The organism is Gardnerella greenwoodii 00703Dmash (assembly GCF_000263635.1).
Lineage (GTDB): Bacteria > Actinomycetota > Actinomycetes > Actinomycetales > Bifidobacteriaceae > Bifidobacterium > Bifidobacterium greenwoodii.
In genome coordinates, this window is sequence record NZ_ADEV01000009.1 from 1 (window position 1) to 22,095 (window position 22,095).

Consider the following 22,095-nt stretch of genomic DNA (forward strand, 5'->3'; position numbering starts at 1 on the left):
CACGGTTATGGTTAGAGTTACGGTGCCGGTTTTTCCTGCCGAGTCGGTTACCGTGAAGGTTAGCTTATGTGTGCCAACTTCCTTCGGCTGCATGTTCTTAACAGTAAGATCCAACACTTGTTCCTGATCAGTGTCAGTGGTTTTTGAAACACTCGCACGACCTTTAAGGATATCATCAGCTTGAAGCAGATTGGCGCTCGTTAATGCCTGTATATAGTTGATTTTTTCAACCTTCACATCATCTTTAGCAACAATGTGAATCTTCAGATCTTGCCCAACTGCTACAGACGATGAAGTAGCAGTAGCAGTGATAGTCGGGGCCTGGGTATCCTTAGGCTTGGTAGCTTGTTTTTTATCACTGTTTTCTGAAGTTAGGTCAAATCCTGGAATTGGTATTTTACCGCCAGGTGTCGTTCCAGGCTTCTTCGTGACAGTCGTTGTTGCATACACGTCGCCTTCAGGAATTCCATCATTAACAGTAATCTCCGCTTTACCATTGTTAATTGTTGTAGTAGAGCCGATTTCCTTGTTGTCTTTATCAAACAGTTTAACTGTTGTAGTAGCATCCTTAGGAATGCCGCTTCCAACAGATACTGTTACTTTCTGCCCTTTCTTTCCAGCAAGATTAGTCAGATCATTGTCGATAACTGGCTTCTGTGGTTTAACATTGATGGTTACATTTGCTGTCTTTTTAGAGTCATCGGAGTATGTTCCAATAATACTAGAGGTGAATACGCCAACTGTATCAGTTTTTGGAGTAGTGCCGTTCCAGCTTAAGGTTGGCTGTTTTTCAAGATTTTCGCCATTTTTAACAGTTACAAATTTGTCAATGTCTGTCAATGGCGGTAATGGTTCACCAACGGTAGTATCAATGGTTTTACCGGTAATAGGATGTTCTTTAGAAAGTTTTGGCTTTTTAGTAACTTTGACTTTAACTTTGCGTGTGGTAACGTTGCCAGAGCCGTCCTCGGAAGTAATAGTTACTTCCTTTTTATCCATGTCATTAGTAACAGTGATGTCATCACCTGATGAAAGCGGTTCGTCTTCGCTTCCAACACCTTGCTTGGTTATAGGAGTGTCCGTTAAATCAGAAATGCTAAACTTCTCAATATAACCTTTGTCATCGGTGGTAGTGAAGCTTAGTTTATCGCCTTCCTTGAGTTTAATGGTCTTAGTTTTGTCGGAGATTTCGGTTTTGCCATTGTAATAAATTTTTGGCGCTATGCTGTCGGTTTTATTGCGCCCTAACTTACCATCTTTGTCTTCATCGTTTTCTGGATCTCTACCAGAAATAACTGTGTATGCAGAACTTGTAGTTGCTCCCCAAGAACCGCTGTTTGCCCATGTCCATGCGTTCTGAATGTTTGCATACTTGTCGTTATAATTGTCTGCGTTTTTATTAATGGCTTCTGGACGAAGCTTTAATTCTGCATGCATATGATACGCAACATCGTCATACGGTTTAGCAACTGTTATACCCAAACCGTAATTTTTGTTATACTTCTTACCATTAGTATAAGCATACATTGCTTGATCTGCAGCCATTCGGCTAATGAGTGGTTCATTTTGGTTTTTATGGAAGATTTGATCTAAATCGTCATAAAGTTTATCACCAGGATTAAGTCCTATACCTACCTGATAAGTAGCATAACGATTTTTGCCAAAATACTGATCAGTTTGTCTCATGTTAGGTACAGAGAATGATAGGGAATTATCTTTCTCAAAAGCTTCCGGATCCTGCGAAAGAATGTGACCTTCTTTTCCTTTTTTCGGTCTGTACGCATCGTATTTAAGATTAGTAACCGTATCAGATTTATATAACCCATCGGAACCCAAGTCTGCAACTGCATATGGTACCTGCCATAAGTACCATTGCTTGTTAGATTTATCTATCATTGACTTAGCATTGTTGTTGAAGAAAATATCAAAAACAAGATAGTCAGAGTTGTCACGTGTTTCCACATGCGCATACATAGCTGTTTTATCATTAACAGTTCTCCAACCAGAATCATATCCTTCCACGTCTGATTTTATTTCTGTCGCATCGCTGTTTCTACCGCGTAATCTTCTAAATTCAAGAATATTTGGATACTGCAACCAAGGTTTCTTGTCGCTTAGTGGAACATATTCACGATTTTGAGACTCAGAACCGGCGGCTTTCGTAAGCTTTTTAGCTGTTGCAGTGTATGTTGTTGTAGGAATTGTGGTTGTTGGAACAGCCATGGCAGGCTGGCTGCCTAAGCAGGTTGCTGCTGTCAACAAAGCAGCCATTGTTGCTAACGGAAGAGTGTGTACTTTGTGTGCAGAACGCTTTCCAGAAGGTTTTGATGATGTGTGCTTTGAAGGGTTAACCGTTGTCATAACAATCTCCTTAATTTTCCCTAATCTTTAATGAATTTTTTTAAACAAATAAATAGAACGAATTCTATGACAAATCTCTCCAATGCCAGTAATAAAGCTCTCTATTTAAACGGGTACATTTAAAATTCTATCATTTTTTGTTATTTTCCATAATATTTTTCAGTTTGAACTTAGTTTAGACTGTAAAATTTCCTACGGGGGGGGGTGAACTAAATGAAAATTTTTTGCAAAATGTTATAATAATATAATTTTTAATAAAATTTCTTATTATTTTCGTAATCTGTAATACGTCTTATGGTGTGTCGCAGATATGTGATTGGGTAATTTCTAAACAAATGTTGTAGTTTATTACCTCACTATAATTTTGATACTAAATCGTTTAGTGCTTTGTCGAATTCAGACATTTTGTTTTCTTGATTAAAGATAAAGAGCAAGAAATCAGGCTCAAAACGTTCGAAAGAGCTGCGTCAAATAAGCGATGCTCAAAGTTAGCAAATAGCTATTATTTAAGTATTGTCAAAGTATTTTATGTGATTTTCTGTGAGTGTTCACAAAACGCCGTATAAATGCATTATGCGGTCACAATACATTGATACACTAGAGAAATGAATTGAGTTCTTTATTGTTTTTATTGCTAAAGCGCTCATGAAAAAGTAAACAGAAATAGAAATAGGTAGGCATTATGCGTAAAGCCAAAATTGTTGATACCATTGGTCCAGCTACAGAATCGTTGGAAGGTATTACCAAGCTTGTTGAAGCTGGTATGGATGTTGCTCGTTTGAACCGTTCTCACGGCACTCCTGAAGATCATTTGCGCGTTTACAACAATGTTCGTGCAGCTTCCAAGTCCACTGGCCGCAATGTTGCTGCTCTTGTTGATTTGCAGGGTCCAAAGATTCGCTGTGGTTGGTTCAAGAAGAACGCTGATGGTGAAGATAAGGTTTATTTGGAAGAAGGCCAGGAGTTCATCATTACTACTGATGATGTTGAAGGCGACGAGCATCGCACTTCCACAACCTTCAAGGGCTTGCCAGGAGATTGCCACGCAGGCGATCCAATCCTTATTGATGATGGTAAGGTTCGCCTTGAGGTAACCAAGGTAGAAGGTAACGACGTTCACACTAAGGTTATTGTTGCTGGCCCAGTTTCCAGCCACAAGGGCATTAATCTTCCAGGCGTTGCAGTTTCTCTTCCAGCTTTGACTGAAAAAGATGAGTCTGATCTTCGTTGGGCTATTCGCACTGGCGCTGACATTATTGCTATGTCCTTCGTGCGTTTTGCTACCGATATTGATCGCGCTCACGAAATCATGGACGAAGAAGGTCGTCGTATTCCAATCGTTGCTAAGATTGAAAAGCCACAGGCTGTTGAAAACTTGGAAGAGATTGTTAAGACCTTCGACGGCATTATGGTTGCTCGTGGCGACATGGCTGTGGAAATGCCTCTTGAAGAGGTTCCACTCGTTACCAAGCGCTGCATTGAGCTTTCTCGCCGTTACGCAAAGCCAGTTATCGTTGCTACTGAAGTTCTTGGCACAATGGTTAACTCTCCAGTACCAACTCGTGCAGAAGCTTCTGATTGCGCTAACGCTGTTCTCGATGGTGCTGACGCAACAATGACTTCTAACGAAACTGCTGTCGGCAAGTATCCAGATGTTACCGTAAAGACTATGTCTCGCATTTCTCAGTATGCTACCGAGAATGGCTATGATCGTATTCCTGCTGTTGAGCTTGATATGTCTAGCACCGGCGCAGTTTCTTCTGCAGCTGTTGATTTGGCAGATAAGCTTAACGCTAAGGCTATTGTTGCCTACACTCAGACTGGTCGCACGGTTCATCGTATTTCCCGCGAACGCCCAACCGCTCCAATCTACGGCTTGACCAACAATGAGCACACTTATCACTGGTTGGCTTTGAGCTGGGGTACTGAAGGATTCTTGATTAGTGAAGATTATCACGATATGAATCGTCGCGATTTGATGATTTTCACCGACAAGGTTCTTCGTGAGGCTGGTAAGGTTTCAGATGGTGACCAGATTGTTATCTTGAGCACTGCTCAGGGTGAGCGTCAGGCTGGCCGTACTGACTCCATCTACGTTCACACAGTTGGTGCTTGCGACTAATATTATGCGGTTTTACACATGCGTTTAGTATGATTTAATTTTTAATTATTTACTTGCGTATGTGTAAGACATATAACGTGTAACGTATAAGTTGTGACTTGTAATGCGCGCTTCCTATCTGTAGGTTGCGCGCATTGCTTGTATTTAATCGCAATTATTCAATATTGCGACACGCGCAAAACGCCTTAACTATTTGCATGCAGCTTAAAGTGTGCTATAGTCAACAAGTCGCAAAAAATTGCGAAAAATTGAAGATGCCCCTGTATCCCAATTGGTAGAGGAAACAGCCTCAAAATCTGTGCAGTGTGAGTTCGAGTCTCACCGGGGGCACGTGCACAACGTCACTTAGCTTGCTGAGTGACGTTTTTTATTTCGTTTTAATATTTAGACATAAGTAATAAAGCGTATAATAATAAAAGCATTTTCGCACAATAAAACAATGAATGTGCTGTACGTGATGTGAAAGGAACAAAGATGATCCGCAGTGCAAAATTGCAACTAGGCAAGCGTAAAAAAAGTAATTATTCTGGCGAATTAATCAATAATTGCAAGCGCAATTTAATGTTTGTATTTGCGTCATTCGCTGCTGTAGCAACAATATTAATGTGTGTGTTTACCATTGTTCCAAACTCTTCGGCATTTGCTTCAACTAAATCAACAAACGGCCTTCCACAAAAAGGCGTTATTGTTACCGCTTTTCAGCAAAACTGGAGGAGTATTGCCAAGGAGTGCAAAGAAACGTACGGTCCTGAAGGTGTTAAGTACGTTCAAGTGTCTCCTCCGGAGGATCATATTAAAGGCAAAGCGTGGTGGACTTCTTACCAGCCTGTTAGTTACAATCTAAATTCTAAGCTTGGTACTGAAGCTGAGTTTAAGAATATGATTACTACGTGTAAAGCTGCGAAGGTTGGAATTATTGTTGACGCTGTTATTAACCACATGACTGGTGCTGACAATAAAGATACTGTGGGAGTTGGCGGCAGTAAGTATGATGCGGCGAATCAGAGTTATCCAGATGCTGGTTACACGAAAGATGATTTTCACCAAATAGATAAAGATATTTACACATATAAGGATGCGCAAGTAGTTTGGAATTATCGTTTAGTTGGTTTGCTTGATTTGGATACTTCTAAGCCTCATGTGCAGCAAACTCTTGGTAATTATTTTGCAAAATTGCTAAAAATGGGTGTATCTGGCTTCCGTGTGGACGCTGTAAAGCATATTGCTCCAAACGAGATGAAAGCTATTAAGAAGGCTGCATCTGAGGCTAGTGGTGTTAAGCCTGAAAACATTTGGTGGATGCAGGAAACAATTGGGGATAGCAATGGTGCGAAAGAAAATCAGCCAGATAAGTATGTTGGAACTGGTGAAGTAGACGAGTTTGAGTACTCGTACCGTTTGCGAAATTATTTCTCTGGTTCAATCGACAATTTGAAGCATATTACAGATGGTCTTATTCCTAATAAGAGTGCTGCTATTTTTGTTACAAATTGGGATACTGAGCGAGATAATGCCACAAGCGTTCTTACTTACAAAGATGGCAAATTATATGAGCTTGCGAACGCTTTTATGCTTAGCTATCCGTATGGTACGCCAAATATTTATTCCGGATACAAGTTTAGTGAGCGTGACGAAGGTGCGCCTTTTGCAACTGAAACGTCTGTTCCAGATGCAAGCTGTGGCAAGGATTCAAAGTGGCAGTGCACTCAACGCTGGACTTCAATTCGAGGCATGATTGGTTTCTATAATGCTGTTAAAGGCACGAAAGTAACTAAGTGGCAGGATGATGAAAGCAATAATATTGCTTTTAGCCGCGGAAATAAGGGTTTCTTCGCTATTAATAATGACGATAAGCAAAATAATGTTAGTTACAATACTGATTTGCCAGATGGCGAGTATTGCAATGTTTATGCATCAAAGAATTGCGAAAAAACTGTAACTGTTAGTGGAGGAAAGGTTGAAACAACTATTCCTTCTCATTCTGCTGTAGCTTTGCATATTAAGGCTGTGAAGCACTTTGGTAGCAATTCTGCAATTAATAAAATACTTCTGGTATTTGTTGCTATTTTTGTAGCTTTGGTTGTTACTTTGGTTTTGCGATTTAAAAAAGACAAAGCTGATGTTGAAAGTGCAGCTAAGTAGTACCAACACAACTGCAGTTTTTAATTGTTTATTGCAATATTGTCAATATGTCGGTGATATAATTGCCTCCGCTTATATGCGCATTTATGCGTGGCTAGCAACATAGCCGTACTAGCCACCGTTTGCGTATTTAAGCTATTAGTGCGTCCAAAGAAGAAACGCGCTAATGCCAACGGAGGAAAGGAAACTGATGAGTCATCGTCGACACTTTGCATCGAAGATGGTTGCTGTTGTTGCGTCTGTTGCAATGCTTGTAACTGGTTTTGCTGTTACAATTAGCGCAAACGCTGCGACTAGCGGGGAGTCTAGCAATAGCAAAGAAACTTCTTCGAATGTAACTCTTAAAGGTAAAGGTGTTATTGTTACTGCATTCCAGCAGAATTGGAAGAGTATTGCTCAAGAATGCGAACAAACGTATGGTCCTGAAGGTGTGAAGTATGTGCAAATTTCGCCTTCTCAGGATCATATTAAAGGTAAAGCTTGGTGGACTTCGTATCAGCCTGTGAGCTATAAGCTTGATTCTAAACTTGGCACTGAAGCTGAGTTTAAAGATATGATTAAAACTTGCAAGGCAAAGGGCGTGGGGATTATTGCAGATGCTGTAATTAATCACATGGCTGGCGCTGATAATAAAGATAAAGTCGGTGTTGGTGGAAGTAAGTATGATGTGTCTACTCAGACTTTTGAAGATGCTGGATATAAAAAGGATGATTTCCATCAAGATAATAGGAATATTGAGCATTATAACAATGCGGAGGAAGTGTGGAATCGCAGGCTTGTAGGCTTACTTGATTTGGATACTTCTAAGCCGCATGTTCAGCAAGTTTTAGGTAAGTATTTTGCAGATTTGTTGAAGCTTGGTGTTGCTGGTTTTCGTGTGGATGCTGTAAAACATATTTCTACAGAAGATATGAGGGGCATTAAAGCTTCTGCTATAAAGCAATACAACGAAAGTGTTGAAGATAGCAAAAAGATTAATGACATCTGGTGGATGCAGGAAACTATTGGCAATCCTTCAGAAGCTCAACAAATTCAGCCAGCTGCGCATTTGAATGAAGGCGAAGTTAACGAGTTTGGCTACTCTTACCAGCTTATGCAAAGTTTCAAAGGCTCGCTGATGAAGGCAAGCAAGCCTCTGAACAAAATTCAAGACGGAATGGTTAAGAGCGATAAAGCTGCTATTTTCGTTACGAACTGGGATACAGAGCGCGGTAACAGCGTGCTTACGTATAAGGACGGTCGTCGTTACACTTTAGCAAACGCTTTCATGCTCGCGTGGCCATACGGCACTCCAAACGTGTATTCCGGATACAAGTTCGATAAGAATGATGATGGTGCTCCTGGTGCAACTGAAACGTCTATTCCGGAAGTAACTTGTGGTGCTAATTCAAAGTGGCAGTGCACTCAGCGTTGGACTTCTATTCGCGGAATGATTGGATTCTACAATGCTGTTCAAGGTGCGAAAGTCACAAATTGGCAGGATGATGGCGATAACAACATTGCTTTTAGCCGCGAAAAGAAGGGCTTCTTAGCAATCAACAATTCGCTTGACGAAAAAGAAGTTTCTTATAAGACTGATTTGCCTGATGGTGAGTACTGCAATGTGTATGCTGCAGGTGACTGCTCTAAGACTGTTAAAGTTGAAAAAGGTGAAGTTAAAACCAAGATTGGCGCTCGCGAAGCAGTAGTATTGCACGTTGATGCAACAAAAGCTAATCATCCAAAAGGCTCTGCCACTGATCCATCTGATCCTAAATATGGTGAAGAAAAGCCTGATGCAGGTATGCCAGAAGATCCTACAACAACTATTTACTTTAAGCCAGATGAAAAGTTTAAAGATAAAAAAGTATATGTTCATTACGGCATAGGCTCAAGCTGGACTCAAGCTCCTGGCGATGAGATGAAGAAGGCTTGCGATGGTTGGTATAAGAAGACAATTAGAACCAATGGCAAAGCTTATGAAGCAGTGTTTAACGATGGCAATGGTTACTGGTATCACGAAGGAGATAATAATAACTTTAAGATTCCAGCTCACACTGATTCGTATGTAGCTCAAGATCACAAGGGTAGCGTTGGAGTAAATCCTTGCCCAGTAGCATATAATCCAAAGACCACTGTTCGCATCCACTACGCACAAAAAGTGAGTGATACTCGCAATATTGGCGTTTATTTGTGGGGCAAAGACAAGGATGGTAAAGATTTACCTGGAGCTTGGCATGAGTTCAATGGCAGTGATAAATTCGGCAAAGTTTTTGAAACTACGGTTGATGGTTCTTTTGAAAACAAGTCACTTTCCTTTATTACTACTACAAAAGATTGGAATAAAGACGGTGGCGATCGTGCTATTGAAAACTGCGCAAGTGGTCTTGCTGAAGCTTGGGTAACAGGCGGAACGGGTACTACGCAGTTTGCTGCTCCAGACAATCTTAAGAAGAAGCCAAAAGAGCTAAAGGTAACAGTTCATTATCGCAGGAATGCTGGCGATTATGAAGGCTGGAACATGTGGACTTGGAATGACGGAACCGGTGGTACTGCTCGTTACTTCACTTCGCATGACGATTATGGCAAAGTTGCAACCTTCACTGCTAAGAATGATGCTGGTATTGACAGTGTTGGTTTCAAAGTTAGAAAGTCTACGCCAAATAATGCTTGGGATAAACAAGATCCTAGCGATCGCAGTATTCCAAACAACGCGATTAAGCTAGATCCAAATGATCCAAACAAGGGTAGCGTTGAAGTCTGGTTAATGCAAGATGACATGACAGTATACTTAAACGCTACTATGCCACAACTTACAGCTCACGTAATGTCTGCTGATATTGCTGGCTTAAAGAAGTTAGCTGTAAAAGTATCTGGTGACGTGTCTTCTGTAAAAGACTCTGACGTAACGCTTTTGGATGCTAGTGAAAATCCTGCCAAGACTGTTGAGCTTAATTCTGTTAAAGCTAATGGTTCAGAGATTACTATTGAAACCAAGAATGAACTTAATATTAAACATAAGTATGAGTTGAGTATTAAGGGATTAGCTAAAGATATTAAGCTTTCTGCTTCCTCAAAAACTGGTGCTAGTGTAATTCGTACCGATGAATTCGATAAGAAATATGCTTATACTGGCGATGATTTAGGTGCTGTGTATTCTGCTTCTTCAACTACTTTCAAGCTTTGGGCTCCAACAGCAACTGAAGTAAAGCTGATTACTTATAAGTCGACTGCTGAAAAAGCTGAAAAAGACAAAGAAACAGCTATGAAAGCAGAAGATCATGGTGTATGGTCTGTAAAGCTCGATGGTGATAAAGCTAATACAGCTTACGCATATGAAGTTCATTTTGCTGATGGCACAGTGAATGTTTCTGCTGATCCTTATGCGAAAGCTTCAGTAGTAAACGGTGAACGTTCTGTTGTATTAGCAGATAAAGACGCTGGTAGCGCTGGAAATCGTATGCCAAGCTTTACGAATCCAAGTGACGCAACAATTGCAGAAATGGATGTTCGTGACTTCTCAATCAATCCAAACTCTGGTATTAGCGATGCTCATCGTGGTAAGTATCTTGGCGTAATAGAAGCAGGTACGAAAACTACAGATAAGCATAATGTTTCTGGGTTGGATTATTTGAAGTCTCTTGGTGTCACTCACGTGCAAATCATGCCAATGTATGATTTTGGTTCTGTGAATGAAACTGGTGACTTGAGCTATGGAAAGCAAGGTGCTCAAAACTGGGGGTATGATCCGCAAAACTACAATGTTCCTGAAGGGTCTTACTCTACGAATCCTGCTAATCCAACAGCGCGAGTTAAGGAAGCTAAGCAAATGATTGCTGGTCTTCATAAAGCTGGTTTGCGTGTGATTATGGATGTTGTTTACAACCATGTTTATAGCGCACAAAATCATTCGTTTAACAAGACGGTTCCTGGATACTACTTCCGTTATAAGGATGGCGCTCTGAATGGTAATTCTGGATGCGGTAACGATACTGCTTCTGAGCGTCAAATGATGCGCAAGTATATTTTAGATTCTGTAAAGTATTGGGCTACGCATTACAACCTTGACGGCTTCCGATTTGATTTGATGGGCTTAATTGACCTGAAGACTATGCAGGAAGTGCGTGCTGAGCTTAATAAGATTGATCCTTCAATTATTGTGCTCGGTGAAGGCTGGGATATGAATGAACTGCTTCCTAAGAGTGATTCTACTATTCAGCCAAATGGCTATAAGATTCCAGGAGTAGCGTTCTTTAACGATTCCTTCCGTGATTCTGTAAAAGGTTCTGTGTTTGGTGATGCGTCTACTGGTTTTGTAAATGGCAATACAGATAAAGGTGTTAAGGCTTTGCTTGAGCATAATTTGCTTGGTTGCCAATTTGGCACGAGTACTGTTAAGTGCTCGAATAGTAATGCTGAAACGCACTTTGCTGATGCAGGACAAGTAGTTCAGTATGTTGAAGCTCACGATAACTTGTCGTTGTACGATAAGCTAAAGGTTTCTGCGCCTAAAGACACTGAAGACGTACGATTGAGGCGAGTAAAGCTTGCAAATTCAATGATTTTGCTTTCTCGTGGCATGCCGTTTATTCAGCTTGGTCAGGAATTCTTAAGAAGCAAGAACGGTAATTCTAATAGCTACAATGCTGGCGATAAAGACAATGCTCTTGATTGGAATCGTGCTGCTGACAAATCTGATTCCGTGAACTATTTCAAGGGATTGTTGAAGCTACGCAAGAGCATTAAATCTCTTCGTGATTTTGATTATGCAACAATTAACAAGAACATGAAGATGATTGATGGCACTCCTGATGGTGTAATTGCTTACACGCTTAAAGATGCAGATAAGCAGTACGTTGTAGTGTTCAATGCTAATAATGCTGAAACTCAAGTAAAGATTCCAGCAGGAAAGTATTCTGCTCTTGTTGCTAATGGCAAAGTTAATGATGGTGCTCAAGAGGCTAATGTTTCTGCTGACGGAACATATAAGGTTGCTGCTCTTTCGACTGCTGTGTTGCTTAATGCTGAAAAGAAGAGTGAGCCTGTGACTCCTGTAACTCCTACACCTCAACCGCCTGCTCCAGGCCCACAGCCTCAGCCTCAGCCAGCTCCTGGTCCTGTAAATCCTCAGCCGGCGCCTCAGCCAGCTCCTGTAAATCCTCAGCCTGCTCCGGTGAATCCTCAGCCTGCTCCGGTGAATCCTCAGTCTGGTTCTGGAACTCAACATGGATCGCAGCAACCTTCTGTAGAAACTCATAATACTCAGCAAGGTAATCCTCAGACGGAGAATACTCAGCAAGGAAATACGCAGCCTTCAGTTAAAAATAAGCATGAGTCTGCTCCTGCTAATAAGACTCCAGAGCATGTTAATTCTGAAGATACTGCTAAATCCGAAAACACTGGAAAGACTGGAAAAACTGAGAAGCCTGCTCAGGTTGAGAATCATGCTCAAAAGGCTGAGACTTCCACTTCAGCACCAGATCCATCTGCTCCAGCTCCTGAAGCTCCTGTAACTGTTAAGCAGCTTAAGCCAGAATTAAAGGGCACGCTTACTGTAGGTAGCAATGATGTTGCAACAGCCGGTGTTGTGAACAATGTGAGTATTCATGTTGTAAACAGTGAATTTACCGAACGATTGAAGAAAGACGGTGTAGTTTATGCATACGCATACATTTACTCCTCTCCTCGCTTACTTAAGAGCGCAAATGGTTCTAAGTATGTAACTGTTCGAATGGTAAATGGTGTTCCTCAGTTTGACGCAATCTTCCCAGCAGGATATTCCGGAAAGCATACAGTTGTGTTGATTGATGATCATGGTAATCAAGTTGCATGGACGTACATAACCGTTCTAAATAACGATATTGTTAAAAAATCGCAAGAATTAAGCGCTACAGGTAGCAGCATAATTCAGATTGTATTTATTTGTGCAATATTGTTGGTCGTGGCTAGTGCGTCCTTTATTAAAGTAAAGCGAAATAAGAATATATAAAAGAAGGTATAGAATCAAAAAGTATATTAAGCTTGAGCTAATTATGCAAGTACTTGCATAATGCTGTGAGAAAGAAGAACGTATGTTTTGCATCAACTGTGGAGCTTTAATTAAGGATAATACACGGTTCTGTTCTCGTTGTGGAGCAGCTGTTAATGCTTCTGCAGAAAATGATCAGCAGAACAATACGCAGAATCAGCAGAGTTCTCAGAATCAGCAGAGTTCTCAGAATCAGCAAAGTATGCGTAACAACATGCCTCAAGCTTACAAAGCTGAGCCGTATAATGCTAATGCTGCAGCATCAGCCACTTATACGGCATCAGCTATTCCTTCGTCTTCTCGCGGTGGCGGCCTATTTTCTGGATTTGATGTTTTTTCAAATGAGGAATTAAAGGATAAAAGAAATATAGTTCTTTCTATTACAATAGTTATATCTTTTATTCTTTCTTGTATTTTTGGCTGCTTAATTTGGGATTTTATTCATCCGGGTCAAATTCCTTATTCAAAGCTTCGCAGTGAGCTTACTCAATCGCACAAGTATGAAGATTATACGCTAAAAATTGTTAATTCCGACGTTTCTCAATATCCGCACGTTAAATTGTACTTTTCTCTTACGGATAGCAGTGGAAAAGCGCTTGAAATTGACTCTCCAACTGCTGCAATTCGCGAAAAAATTGGTGGCGGCAAAGAAGTAGAACGCCTTATTCATAAGGTTGAGCGAATTAAAGACAATCAAGGTGTTAATTACGAGATTCTTCTTGATAAATCTGGCTCAATGGATTCTTCAATCGACACTATGAAGAAAACAATGAGTGATTTTGTGCGCAATCTCAACTATAAGGTTGGAGATAAAGGAGAGCTTATATCTTTCGATAGCTACCTCATGTATATGGCAACATACACAAACGATAAAAATCGACTTCTTACAGGTATCGATAATATGACACCTTACGGAATGACTGCCTTGTATGATGCTCTATACACTGGTGTTACTAATGCTTCAAACCATCCAGGCTTTAACTGTGTTATTGCTTTTACAGACGGTTTGGATAATGAAAGCACTCATACTGCGGATGAGGTTATTGCGCTCGCAAAAGAAAAGGGAATACCAGTTTATTTGATTGGTACAACTGATGCTGATTCTAGCGTATTGCAAAATATTGCAAACGAAACAAACGGCTACTTCTGGGATATTAATTCTATTTCAGATATGAAAGATGTAATGAATAGAATTAGAGTTAATCAAGATAATGTTTATTGCCTTGAATACGATTCTGATTCCTCAACAAATCCTTATGTTGATCGTGTAGTTTCTGCTTTGCTTGCAGATTCGAAGAATCATAAGTCTGGTGGAATTGGTGACGATTTAGCGTTTAAGCCAGTGAAGAGGAAGACTTATAAGAAGAGTGGTTCTCGTTTTGTTCTTCATAAGGGAGATGTAACTTGGACCGAAGCTAATAGTGCATGCATGCAAGATGGCGGATACTTAGTAACTCTTACAGACAAGAGTAAGGAAACTAAGGTTATAAATATGGCTAAGAAGGAAGGTGTCAAGTATGTGTGGATTGGCGGTTACACCTCTCAGCGCGAAAATGGTGACGTGTATGCACACTGGGTTACTGGTGAAAAAGTAAAGTATCAAAATTGGTTGCCGGGTGAGCCAAGTCGAAATGATAAAGATGGTGAACCTGAGTTTTATCTTATGCTTTGGAGATTAAATGACGAATGGTCTTGGAACGATCAGCGCGACAACCTATTTACAAATCCTACACTGCGCAAAACATTTAGCGGTAAGACAGGCTACGTGTGCGAAGTGAATAAATACTAATAAATAATTTCAATAGTATTTTTATTATTAGTGAATTAGGGGAAAGCTTATGCGTAAGCAACAGCCGCGTAAATTGCAAAGCGTGCCGCATACTGTAACTGGTCGCACAGTACAGTATAGGGGTGCATTGCATAATCAGCGAGTAGAAAAAGTTGCGTCGAGGAATCATTTCGCTTCTATTTTTGCGATTATTATTGCGGTTGCTTTAATAGCAGTGTCTATGTGTGCTGCAGTACATGTTATGCGCTCGCAATTCTTTAGCCATTCTAATAGAACTGCTATTAAGAGTCCTAAAGAGTTAGCAATAGAAGCAGAAAAGCGCGAGGCTTTAATTAAAGCTCATAAAAAGCTGGCTCGTAGGGGAGTTGATTCCAATAGCGCAGAAGTTAGAAGCGTGCTTTCAAAAATGTCTCTTGAAGATAAAGTTGCGCAAATGTTTGTTGTAAAACCTGAGGAATTAGTTGGCATAAACTGGACTGTAACTTCTTCTGGAGCACAAATGCAGCAGACTTTTAACTCCTTGCCTGTTGGCGGAATAATGTATACGAGAGAAAATATTCAAAGTCCTGAACAGACTAAAAGTATGATTTCTAAATTGCAAGAAATGAGTAATGCTCGTGTATCATTGCCTGCAATTGTCAGCGTTGATGAAGAGGGTGGAACTGTTGCAAGAGTTAGTTCTAATCCTCAAATGGGAGTGAATACTTCTCCTAATATGAGAGATATTGGCGTTACTAAGAAAATGCGTAAAGCTTATAAAGCTGGAGCATATATTGGTAAATATCTCCATGATTTTGGCTTTAATGTTGATTTTGCCCCTGTTGCAGATGTGCTAACTAATCCAGATAATAATCTTATGAAAAAGCGCTCATTTGGTTCTAGCCCAAAGCTTGTGGCTAGTATGACTGACGCGTTTACGGATGGTTTGCAAGAAAATCATGTTTTTGCTACGTATAAGCATTTTCCTGGTCATGGCTCAACTTTTGAAGATTCTCACAAAGGTACTACAGTTTCGAATCAAACTCCATTTTCTTTAAGAAAAGTAGATTTAGTTCCATTCAAAGATGCTGTAGATACTGGCGTTAAGTTTATTATGGTTAGTCATGTGTCGTATCCGAAGATTACGGGAGATGATACTCCAGCTAGTATGTCGGAAATGATTGTTACAGGTTTAGCTCGTAAAAAGCTTGGCTATAACGGTATTCTGATTTCTGATTCTTTAGGAATGGGAGCAATATCTTTACGTTATGCTCCTTCAAGCGCTGCAATTACTGGGATTAAAGCAGGTCTTGATATGTTACTTTCTCCTGCAAATTTGCGTCAGGCTTACTATTCTGTTGTTAATGCTGTTCGTAGAGGAGAAATCCCTGAGTCTAGAATTGATGATTCTGTAAAACGAATTATTGCTGTAAAATTGCAGATTGCTAAATATCAAAAACTTTCTAAATAGCAAACGAATTACTGATAATTACCGATAATTACTAAGAATAACTAAGAATTCTAATAATATTTTCCGTTTGTGCGCGTGTTGTGTTTGCATTTGTACTTTCATGGTGTTAGCATCATTTCAACACAAACGAATATCGAATATTTCGGTTGAGGTTTGTGCGTTAACCACAGCTAGTTAATGAGTTTAGGAGGCAGTCATCATGCGTAACATGAACATGAATGCTGAATCTATGAATACTCTTAACGCTGCTCGTATGTGGTGGTGGCAGTCTTCTCTTTGGCGTGAGTTTACTCTGAAGTTTTAGAAGCTGCATATAAAAGCTTGTAGAAGACCTCCGGGGTAAGCCCGGGGGTCTTTTTGTATACAAGCTTAAATTTAAAAAATAACCAAGTCACAAATCACAAACCACAACAAAATATTCGATAGCTTTATATGAATAATATAAAGCCCAAATAAGGAGAGAAATCATGGCTCAAGAAATTAACGAAACCGTTAAGGAAGCTTATAACAATGGTGCAAACGCAACTACAGATGCTGCAGCTGTAATGATGCAAAATGTAAAAGTTAAGAATCACGCATTAGATATTACTTCGTTAGTTTTAGTTGCAGTACTTTTTGCAGCAGGATGTATTCTTGACTTTACTGTTGCAAAATCTCTTTCTATTGGAAATATTCAGCCTGAGTTTGTTATTGCTTCGTTCTGCTTGTCAATTTTGCTCGTTAGGCCGAAGATTTACCAGGGAGCTATTATTGGTGCTCTTGCAGCAACATTAATTCAATTTAATACTTCAATTCCATTCCTTGAGTATGCTTGCGATATTCCAGCTGCAATCATTATGACTGCAATATTAATTGGTTATATTCGCGTGTTCCCAAAGGATGCAGCTCGTAAAGTAAGCGTATTCCCATTCATCTCTACTTTTATTACGACTGTAATTTCTGGTTGCATTTTTGCTCTTATTGCTGCTTTCTTCATTCTTCACTCTCCAAATATGGTAATGGTGATGCTTCCAATTATTTTGGGTACAGCAGTATTTAATGCGATTGTTGTTGAAGTACTTTACACTCCGTTGAAGATTGTATTGCATAAGTAAATCAATTTTTATACAAATTATTTTGCATAAAATGTGTTTTTATTGCACTTAGTATGCATGAATGATTGCAGTGTATAGAAAAATAAAGGTATAAAAGTAAGTTGATGCCAGTCGTATTGCGATTGGCATCAACTTGCATGTTGGTAAATAGTTTGAGTTTGATTGGTGTGTTACAGTTATGGATGGTACGCATCAGCAAAACGAACTTATTGCTGGCAGAAAATTAGTTGAACAAGCCCAACAACGAAACATAAAGAGCCTTATGAAAAAACCTAATGATTCCCACTTAGAAGAGCCGCTACTTGAATTGAAGAATGTGTCTTTTCAATACGGTACAAATCGTAGTGAAAATACTTCAAGCGTTGAAGATAATACGTATGCGCTTAATCGAGTAAATCTTAAAATTTACCCTGGTGAATTTGTTGGAATTATTGGACCTTCTGGCTCTGGTAAAACAACTCTTGCTTCGCTTTTTTCTGGTGCTATTCCTCACCATTATTCGGGAAACTTTTGTGGAACTGTAAGTATTGCTGGTCATGACACTACAACTCTTGAACTAACTAATATTGCTTGCTTAATAGGTTCAGTTATTCAAGATATTGATGCTCAAATGGTTGCTGCGAACGTGGAAGATGAGCTGCTTTTTGGATTGGAAAATTTTGGTGTTCCTCACGATGAAATCCCTAATCGTATAGTTAGCTCTTTAGAAACTGTTGGCATTAGCGATTTGCGCAATCGAGATCTAGATACACTGTCTGGCGGTCAGAAGCAGAAAGTTGCTATTGCTGCAATTTTGGCGCTGAAACCTAAAGTTTTAGTGCTGGATGAACCAACATGTGCGTTGGATCCTGTATCTTCCCGCATGATTTTTTCTATTCTTCAAAATCTTAATAAAAAATTTGGTATTACTATTGTTGTTATCGAGCAAAAAGTTGCTTTATTAAGCGAATATTGTAAACGTCTTATAGTGCTTTCTAAAGGTGAGCTCGTTCTTGATGCTCCTGTTTCTTTAGCTCTTAAAGACATTGATTTACTTCGTAAAGTTGGTATTAACTATCCTCGTACTACTCACTTAATTAAGCAGTTGCAAGATGAGCAAATTTGTAATCCTTCTGAACTTACTGTTGGCGTGGAAGAAACTGTAAATACTATTGTTAAAACATTACGTACGGATTATTCTAAACTTTCTAATTCAAATAACTCGAATAATGCAGAATCTTCTTTAGAGTCCAGTAAAGAAACTTTTATAAAAGCTAATAATTTAGATAATTCTAACAAGCCATGCCTTTCAATAAATAATGTGAGTTTTGCTTATGCGAATGGCGTTAAAGCTCTAAAAGATGTTTCATTTAATGCAAATAGCGGTGAATTAATTGCTTTAATTGGAAGAAACGGTGCTGGAAAAACAACAATTACAAAGATTATTAATGGCTTATTAAGACCTACAGAAGGTAGTGTGGAAATAGATGGTATCGATACTAAGTCGCTTCGCATTAGTCAAATAGCAAAATATGTATCTACCTTATTCCAAAATCCTGATCGTCAACTTTGTAAAAGAACTGTTCTTGAAGAAGTAGCTTTTAGCTGTGAATTAATCGGTGAAGATCCTAGCCAAGCTCAAGAGCATGCAATGCAGATTATTGAAAAGCTTAATCTTAACCCGAAAGATATTCCATTTATGCTTTCTAGAGGTCAGCGTCAAATGGTTGCTTTGGCTGCAACTGTTGTAACGCGTCCTAAAATTCTTGTTCTTGATGAGCCTACATGCGGACTTGACTACAATGAGTGCATGAAAATTATGCAAGTAGTTAAAGATTTGAGAGATCACGGTTGCTGCGTGATTATGGTTTGTCACGATATGGAAGTTGTTCTTGATTATGCAACACGATTGATAGTTATTAATGACGGAAAGCTTATTATTGACGGATTGGCAAAAGATGTGTTTGAAAAACCAGAAGTTTGCGATGCTGCTGCATTGTATCCGCCATTATTGTGTTCTGTTTCTCAAGGCTTAGTTGCGAATGGTTTTGAAAATTGTAGGGGATTGTACATTAGATCTCTATTAGTGCAAGCGTTGAGTGGTAAAAATAGTACGCAAAATGAGCAGAAACAAAGGTAAAGGTAGGTTGGCATGCAAACAAAACTTTTAACTTATCAACATGGCAATACCATATTTCATAAAGCTAATCCTATTGCAAAGCTTATTCTTGCTGCCAGTGTTGTAATAAGCGTTTTTATTGCAAAACAGTACACTGTGCTTATTGCTCTTGCTGTACTTATTCTTATTGCAATGGCTTGTGCTCATGTTGTAAAAGCTTTATTAAACCTTATTAAAGCAATGATAATAATTGCTTGTGTTATGTTTGTTATGCAAACAGTTATTGCTCAAAAAGGTCATTATATTTTCCTGTGGTTTACTCAAAACGGTATGGATATTGGTGCAAAAGCAGCTTTGCGACTCTTCTGTTTTGCTCTTCCGCTAGTAAGCGTGCTAATGGTTACTAAATTAAACGATCTTGCAAACGCAGTAGTTCAATATTTGCATGTGCCATACTGCTACGCTTTTACTATTACTACTGCAGTCCGTTTTGTGCCTATTTTTTCTTACGAAATGACACAAATTACAGAAGCGCAAATGGCGCGTGGTGTTGAGTACGATACTAAAAATCCTTTTAAGAAATTACAGTTGATGATGCCACTTATTGTGCCACTTTTAGTAACTTCAGTTCGTAAGGCGGACAGTTGTGCGCTCGCTGCTGAAGAACGTGGTTTTTATTTACGCACCCGCAAATCTTCTTACTATAGTTATCCTTTTGGGTGGAGAGGATTTGTTTTTATATTTATTTCCGCACTTATTATTGCTTTGCCAATAGTTACTTCAATCTTTTTGCCTAATCTTGTATGAAGCATTTATGTAATTAGCAAATAGTTTAAGAGGCTAATAATGAAAAGTGTAAAAGTTTGGATTAAAGGTGCAAGAATTTACACTCTGCCAATAGGCTTAGTTCCTGTTGTTATGGCATTCGCGATTTCTCTTAGAATGATGCGTTTTTCGCATTTTGAGAAACCAATTATTAGTTTTGTGCAATGTTTTATACAATTTTTTCTATGCTGTGCGGTTGCAGTATTTATGCAGATTGCTGTTAATTATGCGAATGATTATTGTGACGGCTTGAATGGCTTAGACGAGAATCGTAAGTTTCGCCCTGTGAGTAAAAGTAAAAATTCTAAGCCGTTATGCGATGTATCGTGGCGTCTTGCGGATGCTGGTATTAAGTCAGAATCTGTGCTTAAAGCGGTAATAGTTTCTGCTTTGATTTCTTGCATTGCGGGCTTGCTTATTGTTTTTAGCACGGGAATATTGTGGTTTATTCCACTTGGAATTGCCTGCATTGCTGCAGCGTGGTTTTATGCAGGAGGAAAGCATCCTTATGGTTATAAAGGTTTTGGAGAATTAAGCGCTTTTGTGTTTTTTGGCCCTGTTCCTTTTATTGGATCTTTATGTGCAATAACGCATGGCATAGGTGTTCAAGCCAACAATATTTTTATTAATAGTCCATTAATGATTTTGGCTTGTGTTTTAATGTCATTTATTCCTGGAGCTTATTCTGCATGCTTAATGATGGTGAACAATCTTCGAGATATTGCAAGTGATAAAGAGCATGGAAAAATAACTGTGATGATAAGGCTTGGAGAGCAAAGCGGTAGACGTTTATGTGCTGCAGCGAGTATTGTTGCGGCTCTTTTGTTGTTAGCGTATTCGGTTTCAATTATTGTTTTTCCTTTTGAAGTTCCTTCAATATGGAGCTTTTATAGTTCTGAAGTTTTCTTCAGTTTTAGTGAGTTTATACGCAATATTTCATTGCACCTATTTTTTGCTATTTTTCAGTGGTTTATATTGGTAGCTCTTGTAATAAAAGCGTATAAATTTGCCAAATGTATACTTAAAGGTGACTATAAGAATTCTTTTGCGCTTTGCGTTGCTCAAGCCATTTTTGCATCTGCAGTAGTACTGTTGTCTGCGATTATATAAATAAGCAAAATAGCGCGAATTTGTGCATTCTTTCGCGAGTCTCGTGAATCTTATGGTATCATTGATTGACACAAACATTGGGCGCGTGCGGTTTTAGTGACATGCAAATCGCGTTATGATGCGTGATTCTACTGGTGTTTGTGAACGTGCTGTTGCGTAGTCGTCATGTTAAAGATGCATGGCGGTGTTGCCCTGTTTATGCGGCAATGAAATGAGGTTGTGAATATGCCAGTTACGAAAAGGAATGAAGGGACAGAGCAAACGATGCCTGAAATACTTACTGATGATGAGCTTCGTAAGGCTGCTGATGCAGAAGCTGCGAAGAACGAGTCTGAAGATAAGAAATCTAACAATATTCGCACTGTTGTTGTTGCAGAAGATGAATCTGTTAATCGCATGGATTTAGTAGCTATGCTTGAAGATAACGGTTATCAGGTTGTAGGTCAGGCAGCTAATGGTCAGGAAGCTATTGAGTTGACTCGTGAGCATCATCCTGATGTTGTGTGCATGGACGTTAAGATGCCTGTTATGGATGGTATTACTGCTGCAGCAACTATTTGTGATGAAAACATTGCGCCAGTTGTTATGCTCACTGCTTTTTCGCAGGCAGATTTAGTAAAACAAGCAACAGGCGCCGGTGCAATGGCGTACGTAACTAAGCCATATGAAGAATCTAAGCTTCTTCCAGCTTTGGAAGTTGCTATGGGTCGTTTTAGCGAGATCAACGATTTATTAGATAGCGTTGAGCGCACAGAAAATAGATTGCACGATACGGAAGATCAGCTAAAAAAGGCGGAAGAAAAGCTTAAGAAAGCTGAAGATACATTAGAAGAACGCAAGCTGGTAGATCGAGCTAAGGGTCTTCTTATGGATAAGGCCGGGTTCTCAGAGCAGGGTGCATTCCGTTGGATTCAAAAAACTTCTATGGATCAGCGTATTCCTAAGAAGCGTCTTGCTTTGGCTATTATTTCAAAGTATAGCGATGATAAAATAGACTCAGATTCTGAGGATTAATAATATTAATCTTAAAAATCTTAAATTTATTAAATCATAACGCTTGTTGTGCTGAATACTATTAGCATAATTTGTAATAATTA

10 protein-coding genes, 1 tRNA gene and 1 pseudogene are annotated in these 22,095 nt (G+C 39.3%); 11 read left to right on the forward strand and 1 reads right to left on the reverse strand.

The annotated features are described in order from the left end of the window. Positions 1 to 2,361 (reverse strand): annotated as a pseudogene (locus NG78_RS02175) (hypothetical protein); the annotation flags it as partial. Positions 2,362 to 3,043: 682 nt separating this feature from the next. Here NG78_RS02175 and pyk point away from each other — a divergent pair. The 11 genes from pyk (at position 3,044) to NG78_RS02120 (ending at position 22,012) form a co-directional block, all read left to right on the forward strand. After that, positions 3,044 to 4,483, forward strand: coding sequence for a pyruvate kinase (gene pyk, locus NG78_RS02170; RefSeq protein WP_004134820.1), 1,440 nt, complete (start codon positions 3,044 to 3,046; stop codon positions 4,481 to 4,483). Positions 4,484 to 4,739: 256 nt separating this feature from the next. Then, a tRNA-Leu gene (locus NG78_RS02165) sits at positions 4,740 to 4,813 on the forward strand. A gap of 144 nt (positions 4,814 to 4,957) precedes the next feature. Beyond that, positions 4,958 to 6,625 (forward strand): alpha-amylase, encoded by a 1,668-nt coding sequence (locus NG78_RS02160; RefSeq protein WP_004134822.1) that lies wholly within the window; start codon positions 4,958 to 4,960, stop codon positions 6,623 to 6,625. Between the two features lie 220 nt (positions 6,626 to 6,845). Next, entirely contained in the window at positions 6,846 to 12,593 is a 5,748-nt protein-coding gene (gene pulA, locus NG78_RS02155) for a type I pullulanase (RefSeq protein ID WP_080577896.1), read from the forward strand. An 82-nt stretch (positions 12,594 to 12,675) separates the two neighbouring features. Further along, a complete protein-coding gene (locus NG78_RS02150) occupies positions 12,676 to 14,421 on the forward strand; it encodes a VWA domain-containing protein (protein WP_004134827.1) in 1,746 nt (581 codons plus the stop codon). Positions 14,422 to 14,470: 49 nt separating this feature from the next. After that, positions 14,471 to 15,871 carry a glycoside hydrolase family 3 protein gene (locus NG78_RS02145; RefSeq protein WP_004134829.1) on the forward strand — a complete coding sequence of 467 codons (1,401 nt, stop codon included), beginning with the start codon at positions 14,471 to 14,473 and terminating at the stop codon, positions 15,869 to 15,871. Between the two features lie 467 nt (positions 15,872 to 16,338). Continuing rightward, positions 16,339 to 16,965 (forward strand): hypothetical protein, encoded by a 627-nt coding sequence (locus NG78_RS02140; RefSeq protein WP_004134831.1) that lies wholly within the window; start codon positions 16,339 to 16,341, stop codon positions 16,963 to 16,965. Between the two features lie 262 nt (positions 16,966 to 17,227). Then, the gene (locus tag NG78_RS02135) at positions 17,228 to 19,084 is read left to right on the forward strand and encodes an ABC transporter ATP-binding protein (RefSeq protein ID WP_050541788.1); all 1,857 of its coding nucleotides are present in this window, start codon (positions 17,228 to 17,230) and stop codon (positions 19,082 to 19,084) included. Between the two features lie 12 nt (positions 19,085 to 19,096). Further along, positions 19,097 to 19,870, forward strand: a complete 774-nt coding sequence (locus NG78_RS02130; RefSeq protein WP_004134834.1) for an energy-coupling factor transporter transmembrane component T family protein — start codon at positions 19,097 to 19,099, stop codon at positions 19,868 to 19,870. A gap of 39 nt (positions 19,871 to 19,909) precedes the next feature. Further along, entirely contained in the window at positions 19,910 to 20,998 is a 1,089-nt protein-coding gene (gene menA, locus NG78_RS02125) for a 1,4-dihydroxy-2-naphthoate octaprenyltransferase (RefSeq protein WP_004134835.1), read from the forward strand. Between the two features lie 225 nt (positions 20,999 to 21,223). Beyond that, positions 21,224 to 22,012 (forward strand): ANTAR domain-containing response regulator, encoded by a 789-nt coding sequence (locus tag NG78_RS02120; RefSeq protein WP_029600160.1) that lies wholly within the window; start codon positions 21,224 to 21,226, stop codon positions 22,010 to 22,012. Positions 22,013 to 22,095: the final 83 nt, after the last annotated feature.

Bases quoted from the DNA above. Each gene is read 5' to 3' on its own strand.
- NG78_RS02150 (WP_004134827.1), top strand. From the start codon at position 12,676: ATGTTTTGCATCAACTGTGGAGCTTTAATTAAGGATAATACACGGTTC.
- pulA (WP_080577896.1), top strand. From the start codon at position 6,846: ATGGTTGCTGTTGTTGCGTCTGTTGCAATGCTTGTAACTGGTTTTGCT.
- NG78_RS02145 (WP_004134829.1), top strand. From the start codon at position 14,471: ATGCGTAAGCAACAGCCGCGTAAATTGCAAAGCGTGCCGCATACTGTA.
- NG78_RS02140 (WP_004134831.1), top strand. From the start codon at position 16,339: ATGGCTCAAGAAATTAACGAAACCGTTAAGGAAGCTTATAACAATGGT.
- NG78_RS02130 (WP_004134834.1), top strand. From the start codon at position 19,097: ATGCAAACAAAACTTTTAACTTATCAACATGGCAATACCATATTTCAT.
- NG78_RS02160 (WP_004134822.1), top strand. From the start codon at position 4,958: ATGATCCGCAGTGCAAAATTGCAACTAGGCAAGCGTAAAAAAAGTAAT.
- pyk (WP_004134820.1), top strand. From the start codon at position 3,044: ATGCGTAAAGCCAAAATTGTTGATACCATTGGTCCAGCTACAGAATCG.
- NG78_RS02120 (WP_029600160.1), top strand. From the start codon at position 21,224: ATGCCAGTTACGAAAAGGAATGAAGGGACAGAGCAAACGATGCCTGAA.
- menA (WP_004134835.1), top strand. From the start codon at position 19,910: ATGAAAAGTGTAAAAGTTTGGATTAAAGGTGCAAGAATTTACACTCTG.
- NG78_RS02135 (WP_050541788.1), top strand. From the start codon at position 17,228: ATGAAAAAACCTAATGATTCCCACTTAGAAGAGCCGCTACTTGAATTG.